Below are 22,901 nucleotides of genomic sequence, written 5' to 3'. Positions count from 1 at the left end.
TCCTTCTTATTACTCTCTTTCCTTAACTACCAAAGTTATGTGACTACTTCTCTTATTTATTCTAAATGCTCTACCTTGAGCATGTGGTTGAAATCTCTTTAATGTCGGACCTTCACAAGCATAAGCTTCTGAAACATATAGATTATCCTTATCTAAATCCAAATTATTCTCTGCATTAGCAACTGCTGATTTAAGAACTTTATTAACCACTACAGCTGCATCTCTTGGAGTATATTTTAATATAGCAAAAGCTTCATTTACATTTTTACCTCTAACTAAATTAAGTACAACTCCTACTTTCATTGAAGACATTCTAACATATCTAGCTATAGCCTTAGCTTCCATTTATTCTACCTCCCTTCCTAACTACTTTTGAGGAGCAACACGAGTTGTTTTTTCAGTTTTGTCTGCGGCGTGTCCCCTGTATGTTCTAGTTAGTGCAAATTCTCCTAATTTGTGTCCTACCATATCCTCTGATATATATACAGGAACATGCTTTCTTCCATCATGAACTGCTATAGTGTGACCTATCATCTGAGGAAATATCGTTGAACTTCTTGACCAAGTTTTTATAACTTTCTTTTCACCATTTTTATTTAATTCATTTATTTTCTTTAAAAGTGCTTCTTGGACATAAGGTCCCTTTTTAACTGATCTGCTCATTCATTTTGCCTCCCTTCATACAATTTGCATGATATAACTTTTTGTTTATAGCTAAAAGCAACTGGTTCGTTAAATAGAAGTCAGTGAAGAGAACGTATATTCTCTTCAAACTATTTACTATTTCTTCTCTTAACTATAAATCTGTCTGAATACTTATTATGTTTTCTAGTCTTATATCCTAATGCAGGTTTGCCCCACGGAGTAAGTGGTCCTGGATGACCTACTGGAGCCTTACCTTCACCACCACCATGTGGATGATCATTAGGGTTCATAACAGAACCTCTAACTGTAGGTCTTACTCCTAAGTGTCTCTTTCTTCCTGCCTTACCTATGTTAACTATCTCATGAGTTAAGTTTGAAACTGTTCCAATTGTAGCTCTACATGCTATTCTTACATGTCTCATCTCACCACTTGGAAGTCTTAATGTTGCATAGTTTCCTTCTTTAGCCATAAGCTGAGCTGAAGCTCCTGCAGATCTTACAAGTTGTGCTCCCTTTCCTGCTTGTAATTCTACATTATGAATTATAGTACCAACAGGTATATTTACTAGTGGCAAACAATTTCCAACTTTTATATCTGAATCTGCTCCTGAGACTACAGCATCTCCAACTTTTAATCCAACTGGAGCTATTATATATCTCTTTTCTCCATCTGCATAAACTACCAAAGCTATATATGCTGATCTATTAGGATCATATTCTATAGTAGCAACCTTTGCTGGTATGCCATCTTTATTTCTCTTAAAATCTATTAATCTATACTTTTGTTTTGCTCCGCCACCTATATGACGAACTGTTATTTTACCGTGAGCATTTCTACCACCACTTCTTTTTAAAGCTGCAAGAAGTGATTTTTCTGGTACATCTGTAGTTATTTCTTCAAATGTACTTACAGTCATATTCCTTCTTGAAGGTGTAGTAGGTTTAAATCCTTTAACTGCCATAACGGTATTCCCTCCTTTTTTCGCTTATCTGGATTTCTCCAATAACTGCTTTAATTATTGTTCCATTCCATCAAAAAACTCTATTGTCTTACTGTCTTCTTTAAGTTTTACAATAGCTTTTTTGAAATCCGCTCTTTTTCCAATATGAACGCCAACTCTTTTTTTCTTTCCTATATATCTTGCTGTTGTTACATTTTCAACGCTTACTCCGAAAACATCTTCTACAGCTTTCTTTATCATTGATTTGTTTGCATGTATGTCAACTATAAAGGTGTATTTCTTCTCATTCATACCAGCCATGCTCTTTTCTGTTACAACAGGCCTTCTTATGATATCATAATTAGTATATTTCATTATGCATACACCTCCTCAATTTTTGATACAGCGTCCTTTGTTATTATAAGTTTTTCATATTTTAACAAATCATAAACATTTAAATTGTTAACAGGTATAACTGATACGCCCTGTATATTTCTACCTGATACATATACATTTTTATTTGATTCAGCTGTAACAATTAATGCCTTCTTTGCATTAAATGCACCTAACATCTTTACTATTTCTTTTGTCTTTGGAGCTTCTAATTCTAAGTTTTCCAAAACAACCATTTCATTATCTGCTACTTTGCTTGACAATGCTGATTTCATGGCTACTCTTTTAACTGATTTTGTAAGTGAGATTCTATAATCTCTAGGTTTTACAGCAAAAACTATACCACCATGAATCCATTGTGGTGCTCTTATAGATCCTTGTCTTGCTCTACCTGTTCCCTTTTGTCTCCATGGTTTAATTCCACCTCCAGAAACCTCAGATCTAGTCTTTGCTGACTGAGTTCCCTGTCTCTTGTTAGCAAGTAATGCTACAACTACTTGGTGAACAGCATTTTCGTTTACTTCAACTCCAAATACTCTATCTGATACTTCAAAATCTCCAACTTTTTGACCTTCTTTATTAAATAATCCTAATTTAGGCATTCTGCATCCTCCTTTCTACTAAGACTAAGCCTTAACTGTATTTCTTATTGCTACAAGTCCTTTGTTAGGTCCTGGTACTCCACCTTTTATTAAAATAATGTTTTTCTCAGGAATAACTTTTGCAACTTCCAAATTTAACACTGTTGTGTTTCTATTTCCCATATGTCCTGCCATTTTCATATTCTTGAATGTTCTGGATGGATCTGAGCAAGCTCCCATTGAACCTGGTGCTCTGTGGAATTTAGAACCATGGGACATTGGTCCTCTTTGAGCATTCCATCTTTTTATTGTACCCTGGAACCCCTTACCTTTAGAAACTCCAGACACATCAACTTTATCTCCTGCTGCGAAAACATCTGCCTTTATTTCCTGGCCTTCCTTGTATTCACTAACATTTTCAAGTTTGAATTCCTTTATAAATCTCTTTAATGTAACTCCTGCTTTTTCAAAATGTCCCTTCATTGGTTTGTTTACCAACTTTTCTCTTATATCGCTAAAACCAACCTGTACAGCCTCATACCCATCTTTTTCTACAGTTTTCTTCTGTATAACAGCACAAGGTCCTGCTTCAATTACTGTAACAGGAATTACCTTTCCATTTTCATTAAATATTTGAGTCATACCAAGCTTTCTACCTAATATAGCTTTTTTCATTTACATACACCTCCTAAACATATTAGCGGATCGCCAAAACGGTCATAATAGTTAGTAATAAACCACTTACTACAATTTTATTTCAATATCAACGCCTGCTGGTAAGTCAAGTCTCATTAACGCATCAACAGTTTTTGGTGATGGGCTTATTATATCTATCAATCTTTTATGAGTTCTTATTTCAAATTGTTCTCTTGAATCTTTATATTTATGTGGGGCTCTCAAAATTGTAACCACATCTTTTTCTGTAGGCAGTGGTACTGGTCCTGCTACTTTTGCCCCTGTGGACTTAGCAGTTTCTACTATCTTTTCAGATGATTGATCTAATATTGTATGATCAAAAGCCTTTAATCTTATTCTAATTTTTTGTTTTGCCATTGTTATTTCCCTCCTTTTCATGCACGCTATGCTTCTTACGTACAACAGCGGATATATTCTGTAAACTGTTCCAGGCGTTTCTTTTATTTTATGAAAGCACTGCCTTTACAAAATCACCGTCGCCTAAGTTCAAGACTTAAGCATACTCAGCCAAGAATTACCCGGAAGCCCGGCAACCTCTTGCCTCATCGCTGTTATAACATCACAACTTCTTAATTATACAATAAATTTATATACATGACAAGTAAAAATTTATATTTCTACTTATTAAAAAGGAAAGAGTGCACTCTTTCCTTTTTTAATACAATATATTTAGTAAGTTTTACAAGTAATATATTTCTAGTTTAATTACTCAGTTATTGTAGTAACAACACCTGAACCAACTGTTCTTCCGCCTTCTCTTATTGCAAATCTTAGTCCTTCATGCATTGCTACTGGTGTTATAAGTTCTACGTTCATATCTATATGATCTCCTGGCATTACCATTTCTACTCCTTCTGTTAGTGCGATTGATCCTGTTACATCTGTTGTTCTGAAGTAAAATTGTGGTCTGTATCCATTGAAGAATGGTGTATGTCTTCCGCCTTCTTCTTTCTTAAGTACATATACCTGACCTACAAATTTCTTATGAGGATGTACTGTTCCTGGTTTTGCTAGTACTTGACCTCTTTCTACTTCTTCTCTCTGTATTCCTCTTAATAGTACTCCGATGTTATCTCCTGCCATTGCCTGGTCTAGAAGTTTTCTAAACATCTCTACTCCTGTACATGTTGTCTTCTTCTTTTCTTCTTTTAATCCTACTATTTCTAATTCGTCTCCGATTTTTAATACTCCACTTTCTACTCTTCCTGTTGCTACTGTTCCTCTTCCTGTTATTGTGAATACATCTTCTATTGGCATTAAGAAGTCTTTATCTGTTGGTCTTTCTGGTGTTGGTATATACTCATCTACTGCATCCATTAATTCATGTATGCATTTTGTTGTTTCTGGATCATCTGGGTTCTCTAATACCTTTAATGCACTTCCTACTATTATTGGAACATCGTCTCCTGGGAATCCATACTCACTTAATAACTCTCTTACTTCCATCTCTACTAATTCTAGTAATTCTGGATCGTCTACCTGGTCTGACTTATTTAAGAATACTACTATATACTGTACTCCTACTCTGCTTGCTAACAATATATGTTCTCTTGTCTGTGGCATTGGACCATCTGCTGCACTTACTACTAGGATTGCTCCATCCATCTGTGCTGCTCCTGTTATCATGTTCTTTACATAATCTGCATGTCCTGGACAGTCTACGTGAGCATAGTGTCTCTTATCTGTCTCATACTCTACATGCGCTGTATTTATTGTTATTCCTCTTTCTTTTTCTTCTGGTGCTTTATCTATTTCATCATATTTTGTTGCTGCTGCTTTTCCCTCTTTTGACAATACCATTGTTATTGCTGCTGTTAATGTTGTCTTACCGTGATCTACGTGTCCTATTGTTCCTATGTTTACATGTGGTTTTGTTCTTTCATACTTTTCTTTTGACATTACTCTTCCTCCTTGTTGGTTATACACATCTTATTTAAGTAAACTCATCCTGGTGTGTTGTAAAAACTTTATACATCATTATTGGAGCCCATGACCAGGATTGAACTGGTGACCTCCACCTTACCAAGGTGACGCTCTGCCTACTGAGCTACATGGGCAATTTCTCTTGGAGCGGGAAACGGGACTCGAACCCGCGACGGCCAACTTGGGAAGCTGGTGTTCTACCACTGAACTACTCCCGCCAATAAACTTCAATTAAATATCAAAAGTAACATATCAGTTATTAATTCTAATACAAGTATATTTTTTTGTCAATATACTATTTTTTATTTATGAATTAAACATTTTTCCAGTTTTCTTTTAACTCTCTGTAAAGCATTATCTATAGACTTGGCATGTCTATCTAAATCACATGCAATTTCTTGATATGACTTCCCATCTACATAAGACATAAGTACTTCCATTTCTAAATTTGACAACACTTCTCCTATTTCACTTTGTATATGATTTAGCTCTTCCCTTCCAATTACAAGTTCTTCGGGATCTGCCACCTTAGTTTCAGATAAAACATCCAATAAAGTTCTATCTGATTCTTCATCATATATAGGCTTATTTAAAGATATATATGTATTTAATGGAATATGCTTCTGTCTAGTAGCAGTTTTTATAGCAGTTATTATTTGACGGGTCACGCAAAGTTCTGCAAAAGCTTTAAAAGATGATAGCTTATCTGGTTTAAAATCCCTTATAGCCTTATATAAACCTATCATACCTTCCTGGTATATATCCTCCTTATCCGCACCGATTAAAAAATATGACTTTGATTTTGATTTAACAAAATTTCCATATTTATTTATCAGGTACTCTTGAGCACTTACATCCCCTTTTTTTGCTTCAATAACTATTTCTTCATCTAATTTCTCTTCAAAGGGGGAAACTTTCCTAGCATTATAACTCCTATTATCCAAGATATCCCCTCCAACACAATTATAAACCACTGCTACAATTATACATTAAAAGTAAATTTATAGTCAATACATTTTAGTCACTTTTACGAATCTTTTCAAGTATTTCCAATATATCCTCTTTTATCCTATCTTCCAAAGTATCTCTTTGCTCGTAATATTTCTTTTCAATTTTACTTTTTATATGATTCTCCACATTATTAACTTCATGATAAAATTCAATAGAGGACATCCTAACAGCACCTCTCTGAAATGTTACTTGCTGTTCCAGCGAATCAGAAGTTACTACAAACACTTCATTTTTACGTCCTATATTATTTACAGTTCTTTCTATAAAACTATCTGCCGTCTCATTTTCTTTAGTAAATACTACTACAACATTTTTATTAATTTTTTCTTTTTTTTCTAAGCTTCCCGATACCATATGGGCATCAAATACTATAAAAACTTTATAGCCCTTATATACCGAGTAATTGCTTAAAGTTTCTATAAGCGACTGTCTTGCGGTTTCAAGGCTATAATTCTTTATATTATTTAACTTAGGCCAACTATTTATAACATTATATCCATCTACAAAAATATTTCTCAATTTCTACCACATTTTATTCTTTGCTTTAATATTTCATACATCAATATGCCACCTGCCACAGAAGCATTTAAGGATGATACTCTTCCTACCATAGGTATCTTTACCAGCACATCACATTTTTCTTTAGTCAGTTTAGCTATTCCTCTTCCTTCACTTCCTATTATTAAAGCCGCAGGTCCCTTAAAATCAACATCAAAGCAATAATTTTCTCCACTCATATCAGCCCCATATACCCATATACCATCTTTCTTTAATTTTTCTATTGTAGTATTTAAATTTGTAACTTTACATATTTTCATATACTCTGCTGCTCCTACAGAAGATTTATATACTACAGGCGTAATTCCCACATTTCTTCTTTTAGGTATTATAATTCCATGAGCACCGCATATTTCAGCAGTTCTTATTATTGCACCAAAGTTATGAGGATCTTCTATTTCATCTAATACAATTATAAAAGGAGCTTCTTTTTTTTCTCTAGCGTATCCTAATATATCCTCTACTTCACAGTATTTATAAGGAGTTATTTGTGCAATTACCCCTTGATGTGCTCCTGTCTGGGAAATTTTATCTAACTTTTTTCTATCCACCTGTTTTACAACTATATGCTTCTCTTTAGCTTTAGCAAGTATTATATTTATAGAACCTGACATATTTCCCTCTGCAAGAAAAATCTGTTCTATAGTTGTATTACTTGACTTTAAAGCTTCAATAACTGCATTTCTGCCTTCAATTAAATCCTCTCTAAACTCAGTTTTATCTGTCAAGTTCGTTGACTTTTTATACTTATTTTTCATAATCCTACCCTTTATACCTCAATTTCTTATTTACTTTTTTCGTCTACCTTATATTACTTTCATATCTCTTGTAATTTTCCACAAGTCATTTTTCCTTCCGAACAAGATCCATTTACACAGGAAGGTCCACAGTTCACAAACAAATTAGGCATATATTCAATTAACTTAACCTTTAATGCCAATTAAAATTCCCCTTTATTCTTCAAGTTTATTATAAACCTAAATAAATAATTTAATCTATCTCGGTTACCTATTAAATATAAAAAGCCAATTAATGTTTCAAATCCAGTTGCAAATCTATACTCCTGTACATCTGCGTTTTTAGGAACTGTCCCTGACTTAGCATTTCGTCCTTTTTTAAAAAAATACATTTCCCTATCAGATAACTCTTGTTCCAATTTTTTTATAATTTCACTCTGAGAATGGGCCTTTACAAATTTTATAGCTTCCACATGCAAATTATGTACAGACATATTTCTGTTTTTACTGGCTAAGTAAGTTCTTACAAACACCTCATATACAGCATCTCCAATAAACGCAAGTGCAAGGGGACTCATCTGTCTTACCTCTGTTTCACTCATTCTTATCTCTAACAAATCATTTTCCATCTTTATCCCCCGTTAAATTATAATCTCTATACTCTTTTCCATCTTACTCCTTCTGGTGTATCTTCTAATACTATTCCCTGTGCCTTCAAATCATCCCTTATTTTATCGGAAAGTGCCCAGTTTTTTTCACTTCTAGCTATTTGTCTCTTCTCTATTAAAGCTTCAATTTCTTTTTCAATGCTTCCTCGCTTAGATTGCTGTAGTATTCCAAGTGGAGCTCCCAGTTCCCTTATTAAATTGAGCGAATCTCTAATCACTTCCACAGAGGAATCCTTATTTATGCTTACATTTATATCCTTTACCAAGTCAAAAATTACAGAAATAGCATCTGCTGTATTAAAGTCATCGTCCATCTTTTCAATGTATCTTTGCTTATATTTATCTAATTTATTTCTATATTCTTTTTCATTTTCTGAAATTGATATATTTTTTTTATTATCTAAAAGACTTTCTAAATTTGTTATTGAATTGTACAATCTATCTAACGCTGATTTTGTAGAATCTAAAAGTTCTATACTAAAATTTATTTGAGTTCTATAATGACCTGATAGCATAAACATTCTTATTACGTCCGATTCGTACTTTTCCAAAATTTCCCTTACAGTAAAAAAGTTGTTTAATGATTTTGACATTTTTTGGTTATTCACATTTACAAAAGCAGAATGCATCCAATACCTAGCAAATGTTTTACCGGTTCTACCTTCACTTTGAGCTATTTCATTCTCATGATGGGGGAACATTAAATCAGACCCTCCTGCATGTATGTCTATAGTTTCTCCTAGTAAATCATGTGCCATACAAGAGCATTCTATATGCCATCCTGGCCTTCCCATTCCCCAAGGGCTTTCCCATGCAGGTTCACCAGGTTTTTGCCCTTTCCAAACTGCGAAATCCATAGGATCTTTTTTTCTCTCATCAACATCTATTCTAGCTCCTGCCCTAAGATCATCTATATTTTGTCCAGAAAGTTTTCCATAATTGCTGAATTTTTTTGTACTAAAATAGACATCCCCATCTATCTCATAGGCATAGCCTCTATCTATTAAATCTCCTATAAATTCAATTATTTTTGTTATGTATAAAGTAGCTCTAGGATTTACAGTAGCCCTTTTTATGTACAAGGCATCTGCATCCTTATAATATTCTTTTATAAACTTATCTCCTAGTTCTTTTACAGTTATATGTTCATCTTGTGCTCTTTTTATCATCTTATCATCAATATCCGTAAAATTTTGTATGAATCTTACTTTATATCCCTTGTACTCTAAATATCGTCTAACAGTGTCAAACACAACAAAAGTTCTTGCATTGCCTATATGAAAAAAATTATATACTGTAGGACCACATACATACATTTTTACTTCATTAGAATCTAATGGAACAAATTCTTCCTTTTGCCTGGTCATTGTATTAAAAATTTTCATGATATTTTGACCTCCTTGTTTAGTTTCTCTATTTATATAAACTAAATTAAAAATATAAATAAAGTTTTTTATACCAATAGAATTATTATCCATAGAATCCTTAGAATTTCTCATCTGTAATAGATACCTATTGGATAAAATTCTTACTTCAATTTCGATTTAAATTCCCTAAATATTTTATCACATTATTATAACTTATTTAAGTGCTATTAATATTTTTATCCCTCTTGCTTTACATAAGGAAGACCTATAAGTATCCATAACATCATGGAAACTTATAGGTCTCTAACTCAATTTAATATTTTCCAACTATACTTTCAGCTATATTTAAATCCTCCGGTGTAGTCACTTTTATATTTTCATAGTTGCCTTCATACAAATAAACCTTATTTCCATAATGCTCTACTACCATAGTATCATCAGTAACACACAATTTTTCATTCATTAATTTTTTATGGCATCCATAAATTAAATCATATTTAAAACACTGCGGAGTTTGAACTGCAAATAGACTTTTTCTCTCTAATGTAGAAGAAGAGAATCCACTTTCCCCCCTAACTTTTAGTGTGTCCTTAGGCCTAACTCCACAAGCACAAGCCCCATACCTATTAGAATATTTTATTCCATCGTCAATAATCTTACTAGTGACAAAAGGTCTAGCTCCATCGTGAATTAGAACAACATTACAGTTTTCTTTTTCTAAAACTTCTAATCCATTAAATACCGAATCCTGACGTTCTTTACCCCCAGCAACTAATTTAATTACCTTCTGGAGTTCATATTTATCTACTACTTCTGTTTTACAATATTCTATCTCAGTTTCTGCACATACAAGTATAATTCCATCTATAAGGGGATTTGTGGAAAATGCCCTTATGGAATAATATAATATAGGCTTACCCTTAATTTTAATAAATTGCTTATTAATAGCAGCTCCCATTCTTTTTCCCTTGCCAGCAGCTACAATAATAGCATAATTACCCTTCATAAGCTATAGATCCCCTTTTTGTCTTGCAAATATCATTCTCCCTGCTGCTGTTTGCAGAACAGAAGTTACTACCACACCTTTTGTATCTCCTATATACTTTTTTCCACCTTCTACAACTATCATTGTTCCATCATCTAAATATGCAATACCCTGTCCTGATTCTTTTCCGTCCTTAATTATTTGTACATTCATTTCTTCTCCTGGAAGTACAACAGGTTTCACCGCATTAGCGAGTTCATTTATATTAAGTACTGGTACTCCTTGGAACTCTGCAACTTTATTTAAATTGTAGTCATTAGTCACTACTTTTCCATCTAAAACTTGTGATAGTTTTAAAAGCTTGGCATCCACTTCTGGTATGTTTGGAAAATCTTTTTCATATATCTGAACGTCAATATTTAACTCTTTCTGTATCTTATTTAATATATCTAATCCTCTTCTTCCCCTAGTTCTCTTCAATCCATCTGAAGAATCAGCTATATGTCTTAATTCTGCTAGTACAAAGTTTGGAATTACAAGTGGTCCCTCTATAAATCCAGTTTGGCATATATCAAATATTCTCCCATCTATTATTACAGAAGTATCTAAAACCTTAGGATAACCTTTATGTGCATGTTGGTGCTCCCCTTTAGATTTTTTTTCTCTAGTTCCCTGAAGTCTTTTAGTTGCTACACTAGTGGCTATATTAGAAAACATGGACATTAATTCTTCTCTTTTTCGTATAGCAATATTTGTACCTAATGCAGCCATAAGTATAGCTACTATTACTGCAAGCACAGTTCCCACAACTGGTATCTTTTCTAACAAATTAAGAAATACTGCTGATATTAGAAGTCCTATTAATGCTCCCAAAACACCTAATAATATTTCTACTGCAGGAAGCTTTTGAAGGCTTTTTTCGATATAATCCATAGTTTTCATAATAATTGAATTAATCCATGGTGATATTAAAAATAACATGATTCCAAAAAACAAGGTTAATATAGATAAAAATAAAAATTGTTTAACTGGACTATTTCCTAAATAAAATATTTTAACAAAGTAGTTAGAACTTAACGCACTCTTTCCCAGCAAATATCCTAATATTAAGCCTATTATTGTAAAAAGTCCTCTCAGTATTTTTTTTAACAATAGACTCACCTCCCTTACATTGATATTTTTTCATTACATTTACTATATATTAATAAACTAGATTTTTCAATAAAACCAAATTTATTTAATAAATTATTTACTTTACGTCCTTAATTTAACAAGCCCCTTTAGATAATTATACCAAAAAATAAAGTTTATAAACACTTTTGTCCATTATTTCACATGATAATCCCCCTATTCATAAATTTATTCTTGGTTTATTATATATGCATAGAGCAATTTTACTTAGTACTAACTAAAGTTTACAAATAATATCCTAAATATATAAGGAGTTGAACTTGATGAAAGATATAATTTTTGATAACTTTCAAAACACAGTAAGTGAATCTCTATTAAGGCATAAGAGTATTTTAGATATAATTACGAAACTTCAGGAATCAAATGCTAGAATAAATAGAGCTGTTGCGAAATCTATTACTAATTGCGGATGTATAGAAGTTTGTGGTAAGAAACAACATATTCCATCGGAAAATAATAATTTGGATATTGAATCCCTAAGATCTTGCTTAAGTACACATGTAAAAGGTAAGCTATGTGACAACTGTAGAGATGTAATACAAAACGAAATAGGAAATAATTTATTTTATCTTACTTGCTTATGTAATACACTGGATATAAATCTATATGACATACTTTTAAAAGAATATGACAAAATAAATACTCTAGGTAAGTATTCCTTCAGATGATTTCTAGCACAAAATAATATCAGTCATATTATTTTGTGCTTAAAATTTACTATCTATCATTATCTGTTCTCTAAGCCTTCTCAATCCATTCTTTATAGCTCTGGCCCTAGCTTCTCCTATTCCTTCAACTTTATCAAGCTGCTCATAGGATGCTTCCATAACACCTTTAAGCTCCTTAAAATTTTTCACTAAGTTTTCTATTACATTAGTTGGTATCCTAGGAATTTTATTTAACATTCTGTATCCCCTTGGCGATATCAATGTATCAACTAGAGGAGCTCCTGCATATCCCAAAGATTTAGAAATACTATCCAGATTGAATAGTTCACTTGAACTTATTTCTTGAAGTTGCTTATATATTTCATCATAATCCATACCACCTTGACAATAGTCTCTTATCATAAATATTCCGTCTCTTTCAACGCTTTTAATTAATTCGTTTAATTGCATTGAAATTAATCTTCCTTCATTTCCAAGTTCACATATGTATCTTTCAATCTCCGATACTATTCTCATTACCATTTCAGTTCTTTGGATAGCCGTCATTACATCAAATAGTGTTACTATGTCTTGAAACTCTAAAATATTAAGATTGTTAACAACCCCATCAAGTACGGAAACATACTTTTCCAAAGTTTGCAGTGCTTGATTAGCCCTTCCAAGCATAATACTACTGTCCTGTAATACATATTTAATGTATCCTTTATATACGGTTATGACATTTCTCCTTTGAGAAATAGCAATAACTATTGCACCTGTTTGTTTAGCCACTCTATCTGCGGTTCTATGCCTTGTTCCAGTTTCAAAAGTTGGAATAGTTGAATCTGGAATAAGTTGAGTATTTGCATATAATATTCTCTTTAAATCACTACTCAATATTATAGCACCATCCATTTTTGCAAGCTCATATATATAAGAAGAACTGTATTCAGAATTAATGGCAAATCCACCATCTACCACCTTCATTATCTGTTCACTATCTCCTAAAACTACAAGTCCACCGGTTTTAGCTCTCAAAATATTTCTAAGGCCTTCCCTAAGTTGAGTTCCTGGTGCTAAAAGTTTTAATATACTTTTAAGTTCTTTATCTTTTTCTAATCTCAAAATCATCACCCTAATTAAAAAACTTTATTTAATGCCTCCTTCAGAGAGGATATACCTATAACATTTATATCTTTAGAATTTACCTTTCCCTTATTTCTATCTGGTATTACTATATTTCTAAATCCCATTTTTTTTGCTTCATTTACAATTCTATCACAAAATGATACTGGTCTAACTTCACTTGTAAGCCCAATCTCACCTACTGCCAAAAGATTATCTAGCTTTATTTCCCTAGATTTAGCACTAGATATAAGTGCAAGGGCAAGCCCTAAATCTCCAAAAGTTCCCTCTATCTTAAGTCCTCCTACTACATTTACATAAACATCGCAATTATAAAATGTAATCCTAAGTTTTTTCTCAAGTACTGCTAAAATTAAATTTAATCTAGAAACATCTACTCCAACGGCTGTTCTTCTTGGTATAACTGCTTTAGTTTCGCTAACCAACGCTTGTATTTCTACCAGTATAGGTCTTCTTCCTTCCATTATACCAATAATTACAGAACCTTCTTTTTGAAATTCTCTATCTTCTAAAAATGCTGCAGAAGGATTTAGTATTTCTTTAAGCCCGCTTCCTGCCATTTCAAATACACCAATTTCGCTGGTAGTACCAAAACGATTTTTTACAGTTCTTAAAATTCTTAGTTCTCCCGTTCTTTCTCCTTCAAAAGACAGTACAGTATCCACCATGTGTTCTAATACCCTAGGTCCTGCTAGCTCACCCTGCTTTGTAACATGCGCCACTATAAAAAAAGATATATTATTAGACTTCCCTATACGCATAATATCGTTAGAAGTTTCCCTTACTTGAGACACACTACCCGGTGCTGAGCTAATAGATTCTTTAAATAAAGTCTGAATAGAATCCACTACTACAAATACGGGTTTAGTTTGTTCTATATGAGCCTTTATTTTATCAATATTAACTTCTGAAACTATATAAAGATCATTAGACAAAGAATCAAGTCTATCTCCCCTCATCTTTATCTGTTCTTCTGACTCTTCTCCTGAAACATACAGCACTTTTCCATACTTTTCAGCAATATTGCTGGCCGTCTGTAAAAGTAGAGTTGATTTCCCAATACCAGGAGCTCCGGATATAAGTGTTATTGAACCTTTTACAATTCCTCCTCCAAGAACTCTATTCAATTCCATTATACCAGTATCTAGCCTTTCGTACTCACCGGATTTTATATTATTTATACTCTTTGGTGTGCTGCTAAACTTCATATCAGAAAATGTTACTTCCTGAGGTGACTTAATCTCTTCTACCATGCAGTTCCATTTATTACAGTTAGGACATTTACCCAGCCACTTTGGAGATTCATATCCACATTCTTGGCATACAAAAACTGTTTTTTTCTTTACCATTGAATCATCTCTTCCTGTATAAATCAATAAAAATAGTTAAATTTATATAAACAGAGTTCTTAGCATAAAATGGAGTTTTAACTCCATTTTATGCTAAGAAATCGTTATCCAGGGACGTAGCTGCTCTTTACTCCCATTTGGATAAAAGTAGGTGTCCCAAGCTCTTCCATTTGATGACAGTCGCTTTCACGGAGTGCGTGGGAGTATTAGAGCAGGTAGTCATCGGATAAAAATTAAACTTTATACTGTAAAAAGTATAAAGTTTAATTTTACCTGAGTCAATAATTAATTGACTTTACTAAATAATAATTCTCCTTTTTCTACAACTACTTTAACCTTATCTCCCTTTTTAACATTGCCTCTAAGCATTTCTTCAGAAAGTCTATCTTCTACAGTTTTTGTAATTGCTCTTCTAAGCGGTCTTGCACCATAAGTTAAGTCAAAACCCTCTTTTGCCAAAAGCTCCTGTGCTTTATCTGTAAATCCAATTTCTATTTCCTGATCTTTAAGCCTTGAGGAAACATCTTTTAACATAAGTTTTACTATTTGTTTCAAATCTTCCTTTTCTAACTGGTGAAAAACTATAATATCATCAATTCTGTTTAAGAATTCAGGCCTAAAAGAATTTTTAAGTTCTTCCATTATATTATCTTTCATCTTTTCATATTGACTTTCCTTGTCATCACCTTTAGAAGCAGTAAATCCCATAGATTTTTGTTTTCTAATAGTAGCCGCCCCTACATTAGAAGTCATTATTATTATGGTATTTTTAAAGTTTATTGTTTTTCCTTTTCCATCAGTTAATCTTCCATCTTCAAGTATTTGAAGCAATATATTAAATACTTCTGGGTGTGCTTTTTCTATTTCATCAAACAGTACTACTGAATAAGGATTTCTTCTTACTTTTTCAGTAAGCTGTCCTCCTTCATCATAGCCTACATACCCTGGAGGTGATCCTATAAGTCTAGATACCGTATGCTTTTCCATATATTCTGACATATCAATTCTTATCATATTGTTTTCGTCGCCAAACATAGCCTCTGCCAAAGCTTTTGACAATTCAGTTTTTCCAACACCTGTAGGCCCCAAAAATATAAATGAACCTATAGGTCTCTTTGGATCTTTAAGTCCAACTCTAGCCCTTCTTACTGCCTTAGAAATGGATTTAACTGCTTCATCTTGACCCACTACTCTCTTATGAAGAATTTCCTCTAATTTGAGCAATCTCTCTGATTCCTTTTCAGTTAACTTCTCTACAGGTATATTGGTCCACTGAGATACTACTGATGCAATTTGATCTTCTCCTACCGTAAGTGTTGATACTTCTTTTTTAGTCTTCCAGTTAGTTTTTAATCCTTCTAATTTATTTTTTAATTCCTTTTCTTTATCCCTTAAACTAGCAGCTTTTTCAAAATCCTGTACCCTAATAGAATCCTCTTTTTCCTTAGTTGCCTTTTCTAATTCTTCTTCTAAATTTTTTAAATCTGGTGGGGCAATTAAATTTTGTATTCTAACTTTAGCAGCTGCTTCATCTATAAGATCAATTGCCTTATCAGGTAAATATCTATCAGTAATATATCTATCTGACAAATTTACTGCTGCATCTATAGCTTCATCTATTATTTTTACTCTATGGTGGGCCTCATATTTATCTCTAAGACCTTTTAATATTAGAACCGCCTCTTCTTTAGTAGGTTCTCCTACTATTATAGGCTGAAATCTTCTTTCAAGTGCAGCATCCTTTTCAATGTATTTTCTATATTCATCTATAGTGGTGGCTCCTATGCATTGTATTTCTCCTCTAGCTAAAGCTGGTTTTAATATATTAGATGCATCTATAGCACCTTCTGCTGCTCCTGCTCCTATTATAGTATGGATTTCATCTATGAATAATATTACATTACCTGATTTTCTTATCTCTTCCATAACTTTTTTAAGTCTTTCTTCAAATTCTCCTCTATATTTTGATCCCGCTATCATTGAAGAAAGATCTAATGTTACTACTCTTTTTCCCCTTAAAAGTTCAGGTATATTACACGATACTATCTTTTCTGCCAATCCTTCTGCAATTGCAGTTTTACCTACACCAGGATCTCCTATTAGACAAGGGTTATTCTTAGTTCTTCTACTTAGTATTTCCAAAACCCTCTGAGTTTCCTTATCTCTTCCTATAACAGGGTCCAATTTTCCCTCTTTTGCCATGTCTGTTAAGTCTCTTCCAAACTGGTCTAAAGTTGGGGTTGGCTCTCCATTTTCTTTCTTAGTACCGCTTGAATTCATCGATGATTGTTCTCCCGAAAGTGAATCCACAAGTTCTTTCCTCAATTTGTTAAAATCCACTCCCAAATTGTTTAAAATAGTAAATGCAACTCCCTCTGCCTCTCTTATAAGTGCAAGTAGAATATGCTCTGGACTTATATAATTATGGTTTAGATTTCTGGCTTCAAACAAACTTAGCTCTAAAAGTCTTTTCGTCCTTGGAGTAAGCGGGATTTCCTTATTGTACAAATTTATTTCTCCCCTACCCTCATATTCTTCTATAAAATTTCTTACTGTTTCAATGTTTACATTCATATCACTTAAAAGATTTCTGGATATTCCTTCTTCTTTTAATATTCCCAAAAGTATATGTTCTGTACCTACATATCCATGTTGAAGTGCTTGTGCTTCTTCTTGAGCATAAACTAATACTTTTTGTGCCCTTTCCGTAAATCTTCCAAACATCATAGTGTATTTCACCATCCTTCTTATTGAACTTCATCAATATTTAATTTTTCTTTCACAATTTTTGCTCTATTAAGATTCATCTCAATGCCTGATAAAATTTTCTCATTTCCATCTTGTATTGTAGCAGGCTGTGTACTTACTAAAAGATTGTTCAAGGTGGCCTTGCTTATATTCTTAATTATTCCCATTTCAACGCCTAATCTTACATCAGACAAAAGCTTGAAACATTCATTTACATTTAAAATCACTGCTGATTTTAATATACCCAATGCTCTGTAAATTTTATCTTCTAACTCATATTTAAATTTTTTCATAAGATTTTCTCTAGAAGTCTTTTCTTCATTTGTTACCTGAACAACTACAGCTTTTAAATTGCTCAGTATTTCCTCTTCGCTTCTGCCTAAAGTAACCTGATTAGAAATCTGATATATATTTCCTATAGCCTTTGAACCTTCACCATACAATCCTCTAACAGTCATTCCAACTTGAGATAGTGCATTTAAAAATCCATTCATCTGATTGTTTAAAGAAAGTGCTGGCAAATGCAGCATAACAGAAGCTCTAAGTCCCGTTCCTATATTAGTAGGACATGCCGTAAGATATCCTAAATTTTCATCAAATGCATATTTTAAATTTTCTTCCAATAAATCATCTATTTTATCACTTACATTATACACTTCTTCTAAATTTAACCCTGCTGTTATACATTGGATTCTAATATGATCTTCTTCATTTATCATAATACTTATAGTCTGCTGATTATCTAGTATAAAAGCAGATTTGTGGCTGTTATCTATCAAATTTTTGCTTATAAGATGTTTTTCCAGATAATTTCGCTTCTCATTATCAGTTTCTTCCCACAAATAATTGGTTTTAAATGTGTCCTTATTACTGGAGGGTGTATAAAAAGCATTCTCTACTAGTTTAATTACCTCTTTGCTTTTTTCTTCATCTAATTTATGTGGAAATGGAACTTCAGCCAAATTTCTAGCCAATCTTATCCTACTACTTATTACTAAACCTCCGTTGCTATCATCACAAGTAGTCGTCCAATTATTCAAAATTAACCCTCCTTCCTATTCTCGCTGCTCACATGAACTTGTTTCTCAATTTCTTTTATAGCATCTCTTATAGTTGCTGCTTTTTCATACTCCTCTAAGGATACTGCCTTTTGAAGATCTGACTTTAACTTCAAAAGCTTATTTCTTTCAATAATACCTTTCCCTTGGTTTTTAGGTATTTTACCTGTATGACCTAAATTTGCTTGAACCCTCTTAATTACAGGTCCTAAAATATTACTAAAATTTTCATAACACTCACTGCATCCTAAAAGACCTGTTTTCTTAAATTCACTATAAGATGTGCCACAGTTTTTACAAGATATATCAAAGGTCTCATGCTCTTCATTATTGCTGCTTGTCATATAATCCATAATTCCACTTAAAATATTTTGAAATCCAAATGGAGAAACAAAGTCTATTTGAGGTACAAAATTAAGTTCTCCCTTTTCCATAGCACATTTTTCACATAAATTAATATCCTGCTTGGAACCATTTATTATTTTCGTTATATGAACTGTAGCTTCATTTTTTTTACATATATCACAAATCATATCACCACTCCTATACACATATGATTAACATTTAATGTAATTTAATACAATAAATATTATATCATATATTTATCTATTCATACCAAATTTAGGACTCCTGAATATAACTACTATAATTGATTTTAATATATCTGCCCTCAATTTATTTTTATTATTCAATTCAATATTTAGTGTCCTATCATTTATTATAGTTTTTAATATTATGTTTTCTCTTTCCGTTATAACCTTCTCTTCAAGTAGCGTTTCTATAAGCTGTGCAGCAGCATTGTATGTTATGGTGTCCCCTATTTTTTCTATTATACTTTTAAGTAAATTCTCATTACAGTCAAATTCTACTTTTCGTATAATTATGCATCCGCCGCCGCCCCTCTTGCTTTCTATGTAGTAACCTTTATCCATAGTAAATCTAGTAGTCAATACATAATTTATCTGGGAAGGCGCACAACTAAAATAGTTAGCTAGTTCGTTTCTGCCAATTTGAAGTTTAGTCTCCTCACTATTATTAAGCATTTCTTTTATAAAGTCTTCTATTATATCTGATAATCTTGCCAATTTATCACCTTCTTGACTTTGACTTTCTTTGACTTTAAATTAATAATATTATTAATTCAGGTTTTATTCAACTTCTATATTTGACTAAATATATTTGTTTTATACACAAATACTAAATTCAAATACTATTCTCTCCATTTTTCTAATACATACTATTGTATACTGTTTATATGTGTTAAATGAGAATAATCACCATGTAGAATAACTTTAACATTACCTTTATTTATGTTTACCTGGCTTAAGCTTGCTTGATAAATATAAGGTGAATTCCAAAATTTTTCCAGAGATGTATTTTCAAAATATGCCATTATGGTCTTTAAAGTTATAGTATGAGTCACAAGCAGAACCTTCTTCCCTTCACAGTTATTTATAATATCTTTTATTAAGGATACTGCCCTAACCTTAACCTGTTCAAATTTCTCACCATTGTCAGGTTTATAAATTTTAGGGTTTGTCCCAAAATTATAAAGCTCTTTTGAGTTTTTCACCTTAATTTCTTTTTCATTCAATCCTTCCCAGTCCCCTAAATCTATCTCCATAAGTCTATCATCTTTTATTATTGGTATATTCCTTTGTGCTCTTATTATTTTTGCTGTTTCCATTGCTCTACCTAGGGGACTGAAGTATATTACATTAAAATTTATATTTTTTATCCTTTTCGCCAGTTCATTAGCTTGCTTTATCCCCTTTTCCGTAAGAGGTGAATCTTTTCTACCCTGCATTCTTTTTCCCGTATTCCATACTGTTTCTCCATGTCTTACTATATATAATTCGATCATATCTTTATCTCCTTTTCCATTAGACAAATATAGATCTTATAATTTTTCATTATAACATATATATAGTAACTATATAATTTAATCCACATTCTTAAATGCTTTTATACAATACTTTCCTCCATCACAGGTTTCATTTTGATTAACAGTAAAATACTTATTTTTTAACATATTGCACACTATATCTACATTTTTATCTTCGTTACTATCTACAACTATAGTTAATTTATCATTTTTATTTACTATTGCTATATAATCATATATACTACTATAATCTTCCAAAGTAATTTTACCTTTTATGCTCATTTTATATTCAGACATATAATCTCTCCTTAATTGAAAAGTTCATCTAATGATTAATAAAATTATTATTCATTGTAGTGAATTAAAATATACACAATATTTAATTTTAAAAAACCTCAATAGAATTATATTCTATTGAGGCTGAAATTTATTCTTGCCTAACTTTTATTTTATTTTTGCTTTCTATTATCTTATTTGCTTGAACATCTGGAACCTCTTCATATCTTTCAAATCTCATGTTGAAACTTCCTCTAGCTTGAGTCATGGACCTTAAATCTGTAGCATACTTAAACATTTCTGCTTCAGGTACTTCAGCTATTATTATCTGATTTTTCCCGGAAGTCTCCATTCCAAGTACTCTCCCTCTTCGTTTATTTATATTCCCAATTATATCTCCCATATACTCTTCAGGAACACATACTTCTACATGTAAAATTGGTTCTAATAATACAGGATCAGCTTCTAAAATTCCTTTCTTATAGGCTAAAGATGCAGCTACCTTAAAAGCCATTTCTGAAGAATCTACTGGATGATATGATCCATCATGTAATGTAGCTTTTATCCTTATTATAGGATATCCAGCTAAAACCCCATGATTAATACATTCTCTCAATCCTTTTTCAACTGCTGGTATATACTGTCTTGGAACTACTCCTCCTACTACTTTATCCACAAATTCTAGATCATCTTGATTATCATTTCTTGGTTCAAACTTAATTTTTACATCTCCATACTGTCCATGTCCTCCTGATTGCTTTTTGTGTTTACCCTGTACATCTGAGGTTTTCCTTATTGTTTCTCTATAATGTACTTTTGGTTCTCTCAGAATAACATCAGTTCCAAATTTAGACTTTAATTTAGATGATATCACATCAATGTGAACTTCACCTTGTCCAGAAATTATAGTCTCTGCATTTTCTACATCTCTAGATATCTTAAAAGTAGGGTCTTCTTCTAACAATTTACTTAGTCCATTAAATATTTTATCTTCATCATTTTTAGATTTAGGTAACATAGCCATCGAAATTACTGGTTCCGGAAATTCAATATCTTTAAACACAACTAAAGACGATGGGTCACATAAAGTATCCCCTGTGCTCGCAAATTGTAATTTAGCAACAGCTCCCATATCTCCAGCTCCTATTTCAGATACAGGTATCTGCTGTTTTCCCTTTAAAAAATATAAAGTCCCTATTTTTTCACTTTTATCTTTTTTCACATTATATACTGTCATATCTGATTTGAGCTTACCAGTCATAACTCTAAATAAAGATAACTTACCTACAAAAGGGTCAGCTATAGTTTTAAAAATAAAAGCTGAAAGGGGACTTTTTTCGTCTGCTTTAACTACAACTTGTGATTTTTGTTCTAAATTAACATCAATTACCTCTGAAACCTCAGGAGATGGGAAACATTGAATTATATCTTCTAATAAAGTATCTATTCCTATCCCATTTACAGCAGATCCGCACATCACAGGTGTAATTTCACCTTTTAAACAGCCTCTTACTAATCCTTTGTAAATGTCCTCATCACTTAAAGTACCCTCACTAAAATATTTATCTAAAAGCTCCTCATCTGTTTCTGCCACAGCTTCTATAACCATATCTCTACATTTTGTGATTTTATCCAAAATGTCTTTTGGTATACTAGTTTCTTCTGCTATGTTCTTGAGTAAACATAGGCGTTACCGCCCATGCTCCTCTATAAAACCGTACGTGCCCTATTAAAGCATACGGCTTTTCACATCATATTTAATCATCTATAGAATAAGCTTACGCTTATTTTCGGTTCTAATAATGGAAAAGTTCTCAGTAAACCTTTATAGAATGTTTCTACTGTATAGCTCTCCTTTTGGCTCCTTCTATTTAACCACTTAAAGAGCAACCATTTTACAACATTTTGATAACTCTTCACACTTCTTGTATTATCAGTGACCCCATAATACTGATAGTGTCCTCTTAGTTTCTGATTAATTTTCTTAATCAATTCACCTACTGGCATTATCCTATTCTTCTTAATCCATTCTTTCATTGTCTTAACTTTACTTCTGAATTTCTTCTTACTAGTCTTAACTTTACATCGAAAGAACT

Annotated in this window: 26 protein-coding genes, 2 tRNA genes and 1 pseudogene; 1 reads left to right on the top strand and 28 read right to left on the bottom strand. The window is 32.3% G+C overall.

From position 1 onward, the window contains the following. Positions 1-9 precede the first annotated feature (9 nt). The 18 genes from rplV to WY13_RS00060 form a co-directional block, all read right to left on the bottom strand. Positions 10-345, bottom strand: coding sequence for a 50S ribosomal protein L22 (gene rplV, locus WY13_RS00140; protein WP_013240687.1), 336 nt, complete (start codon positions 343-345; stop codon positions 10-12). 21 nt (positions 346-366) lie between these two features. Next, positions 367-663, bottom strand: coding sequence for a 30S ribosomal protein S19 (gene rpsS / locus WY13_RS00135; protein WP_063553711.1), 297 nt, complete (start codon positions 661-663; stop codon positions 367-369). Between the two features lie 110 nt (positions 664-773). Continuing rightward, the gene (rplB, locus tag WY13_RS00130) at positions 774-1,607 is read right to left on the bottom strand and encodes a 50S ribosomal protein L2 (protein ID WP_063553710.1); all 834 of its coding nucleotides are present in this window, start codon (positions 1,605-1,607) and stop codon (positions 774-776) included. A 54-nt stretch (positions 1,608-1,661) separates the two neighbouring features. Continuing rightward, positions 1,662-1,961: a 50S ribosomal protein L23 gene (gene rplW / locus WY13_RS00125; protein ID WP_013240690.1), complete on the bottom strand. Its 300-nt coding sequence runs from the start codon at positions 1,959-1,961 to the stop codon at positions 1,662-1,664. Beyond that, a complete protein-coding gene (rplD, locus tag WY13_RS00120) occupies positions 1,961-2,581 on the bottom strand; it encodes a 50S ribosomal protein L4 (protein WP_063553709.1) in 621 nt (206 codons plus the stop codon). Before rplD ends, rplW begins: the two co-directional genes overlap by 1 nt. Positions 2,582-2,605: 24 nt before the next feature. After that, a complete protein-coding gene (rplC, locus tag WY13_RS00115) occupies positions 2,606-3,235 on the bottom strand; it encodes a 50S ribosomal protein L3 (RefSeq protein WP_063553708.1) in 630 nt (209 codons plus the stop codon). Positions 3,236-3,304: 69 nt separating this feature from the next. Then, positions 3,305-3,613 carry a 30S ribosomal protein S10 gene (gene rpsJ, locus WY13_RS00110; RefSeq protein ID WP_011988802.1) on the bottom strand — a complete coding sequence of 103 codons (309 nt, stop codon included), beginning with the start codon at positions 3,611-3,613 and terminating at the stop codon, positions 3,305-3,307. Positions 3,614-3,961: 348 nt separating this feature from the next. Then, on the bottom strand, positions 3,962-5,155 hold the full coding sequence (gene tuf, locus WY13_RS00105) for an elongation factor Tu (RefSeq protein WP_063553707.1): 1,194 nt from the start codon (positions 5,153-5,155) through the stop codon (positions 3,962-3,964). 82 nt (positions 5,156-5,237) lie between these two features. Then, a tRNA-Thr gene (locus WY13_RS00100) sits at positions 5,238-5,313 on the bottom strand. Positions 5,314-5,322: 9 nt separating this feature from the next. Further along, positions 5,323-5,397, bottom strand: a tRNA-Gly gene (locus WY13_RS00095). An 84-nt stretch (positions 5,398-5,481) separates the two neighbouring features. After that, entirely contained in the window at positions 5,482-6,123 is a 642-nt protein-coding gene (gene sigH, locus WY13_RS00090) for an RNA polymerase sporulation sigma factor SigH (protein ID WP_013240707.1), read from the bottom strand. 73 nt (positions 6,124-6,196) lie between these two features. Then, positions 6,197-6,709 (bottom strand): NYN domain-containing protein, encoded by a 513-nt coding sequence (locus WY13_RS00085; protein ID WP_063553706.1) that lies wholly within the window; start codon positions 6,707-6,709, stop codon positions 6,197-6,199. Then, positions 6,706-7,506: a 23S rRNA (guanosine(2251)-2'-O)-methyltransferase RlmB gene (gene rlmB, locus WY13_RS00080; protein WP_063553705.1), complete on the bottom strand. Its 801-nt coding sequence runs from the start codon at positions 7,504-7,506 to the stop codon at positions 6,706-6,708. Before rlmB ends, WY13_RS00085 begins: the two co-directional genes overlap by 4 nt. 59 nt (positions 7,507-7,565) lie before the next feature. Continuing rightward, the gene (locus WY13_RS21975; RefSeq protein WP_278321755.1) at positions 7,566-7,688 is read right to left on the bottom strand and encodes a hypothetical protein; all 123 of its coding nucleotides are present in this window, start codon (positions 7,686-7,688) and stop codon (positions 7,566-7,568) included. Continuing rightward, positions 7,689-8,114, bottom strand: a complete 426-nt coding sequence (locus tag WY13_RS00075) for a Mini-ribonuclease 3 (RefSeq protein WP_063553704.1) — start codon at positions 8,112-8,114, stop codon at positions 7,689-7,691. Positions 8,115-8,140: 26 nt separating this feature from the next. After that, a complete protein-coding gene (gene cysS / locus WY13_RS00070; protein ID WP_063553805.1) occupies positions 8,141-9,538 on the bottom strand; it encodes a cysteine--tRNA ligase in 1,398 nt (465 codons plus the stop codon). Between the two features lie 295 nt (positions 9,539-9,833). Then, the gene (gene ispD / locus WY13_RS00065; RefSeq protein ID WP_063553703.1) at positions 9,834-10,526 is read right to left on the bottom strand and encodes a 2-C-methyl-D-erythritol 4-phosphate cytidylyltransferase; all 693 of its coding nucleotides are present in this window, start codon (positions 10,524-10,526) and stop codon (positions 9,834-9,836) included. Between the two features lie 3 nt (positions 10,527-10,529). Further along, positions 10,530-11,657 (bottom strand): PIN/TRAM domain-containing protein, encoded by a 1,128-nt coding sequence (locus WY13_RS00060; RefSeq protein ID WP_063553702.1) that lies wholly within the window; start codon positions 11,655-11,657, stop codon positions 10,530-10,532. A gap of 302 nt (positions 11,658-11,959) precedes the next feature. Between WY13_RS00060 and WY13_RS00055 the strand changes: the two genes are divergently transcribed. Beyond that, complete coding sequence (locus tag WY13_RS00055) at positions 11,960-12,364, top strand: hypothetical protein (RefSeq protein ID WP_063553701.1); 405 nt, start codon at positions 11,960-11,962, stop codon at positions 12,362-12,364. A 39-nt stretch (positions 12,365-12,403) separates the two neighbouring features. On the opposite strand, the gene disA is transcribed toward WY13_RS00055, so the two are convergent. The 10 genes and pseudogenes from disA to WY13_RS00005 form a co-directional block, all read right to left on the bottom strand. Then, positions 12,404-13,468 carry a DNA integrity scanning diadenylate cyclase DisA gene (gene disA / locus WY13_RS00050; protein WP_063553804.1) on the bottom strand — a complete coding sequence of 355 codons (1,065 nt, stop codon included), beginning with the start codon at positions 13,466-13,468 and terminating at the stop codon, positions 12,404-12,406. 14 nt (positions 13,469-13,482) lie between these two features. Then, positions 13,483-14,838 carry a DNA repair protein RadA gene (radA, locus tag WY13_RS00045; RefSeq protein WP_063553700.1) on the bottom strand — a complete coding sequence of 452 codons (1,356 nt, stop codon included), beginning with the start codon at positions 14,836-14,838 and terminating at the stop codon, positions 13,483-13,485. 285 nt (positions 14,839-15,123) lie between these two features. Continuing rightward, the gene (locus WY13_RS00040) at positions 15,124-17,565 is read right to left on the bottom strand and encodes an ATP-dependent Clp protease ATP-binding subunit (protein WP_063553699.1); all 2,442 of its coding nucleotides are present in this window, start codon (positions 17,563-17,565) and stop codon (positions 15,124-15,126) included. 20 nt (positions 17,566-17,585) lie between these two features. Continuing rightward, complete coding sequence (locus tag WY13_RS00035; RefSeq protein WP_063553698.1) at positions 17,586-18,626, bottom strand: protein arginine kinase; 1,041 nt, start codon at positions 18,624-18,626, stop codon at positions 17,586-17,588. 2 nt (positions 18,627-18,628) lie between these two features. Then, positions 18,629-19,177, bottom strand: a complete 549-nt coding sequence (locus WY13_RS00030) for a UvrB/UvrC motif-containing protein (protein ID WP_063553697.1) — start codon at positions 19,175-19,177, stop codon at positions 18,629-18,631. 69 nt (positions 19,178-19,246) lie between these two features. Further along, a complete protein-coding gene (locus WY13_RS00025; RefSeq protein WP_063553696.1) occupies positions 19,247-19,729 on the bottom strand; it encodes a CtsR family transcriptional regulator in 483 nt (160 codons plus the stop codon). A gap of 152 nt (positions 19,730-19,881) precedes the next feature. Then, positions 19,882-20,508, bottom strand: coding sequence for a histidine phosphatase family protein (locus WY13_RS00020; RefSeq protein ID WP_063553695.1), 627 nt, complete (start codon positions 20,506-20,508; stop codon positions 19,882-19,884). A 78-nt stretch (positions 20,509-20,586) separates the two neighbouring features. Beyond that, a complete protein-coding gene (locus WY13_RS00015; RefSeq protein ID WP_063553694.1) occupies positions 20,587-20,826 on the bottom strand; it encodes a hypothetical protein in 240 nt (79 codons plus the stop codon). Positions 20,827-20,956: 130 nt separating this feature from the next. Further along, positions 20,957-22,468: pseudogene (locus WY13_RS00010) on the bottom strand (elongation factor G); the annotation flags it as partial. A gap of 98 nt (positions 22,469-22,566) precedes the next feature. Next, on the bottom strand, positions 22,567-22,901 hold a 335-nt coding region (locus WY13_RS00005), incomplete at its 5' end, for a group II intron maturase-specific domain-containing protein (protein WP_278321754.1).

It is taken from the genome of Clostridium ljungdahlii (genome assembly GCF_001636845.1).
GTDB lineage: Bacteria > Bacillota > Clostridia > Clostridiales > Clostridiaceae > Clostridium_B > Clostridium_B ljungdahlii_A.
The sequence above is the reverse complement of the archived record's forward strand: the minus strand, read 5'-3'. Positions and strand labels throughout refer to the sequence as shown.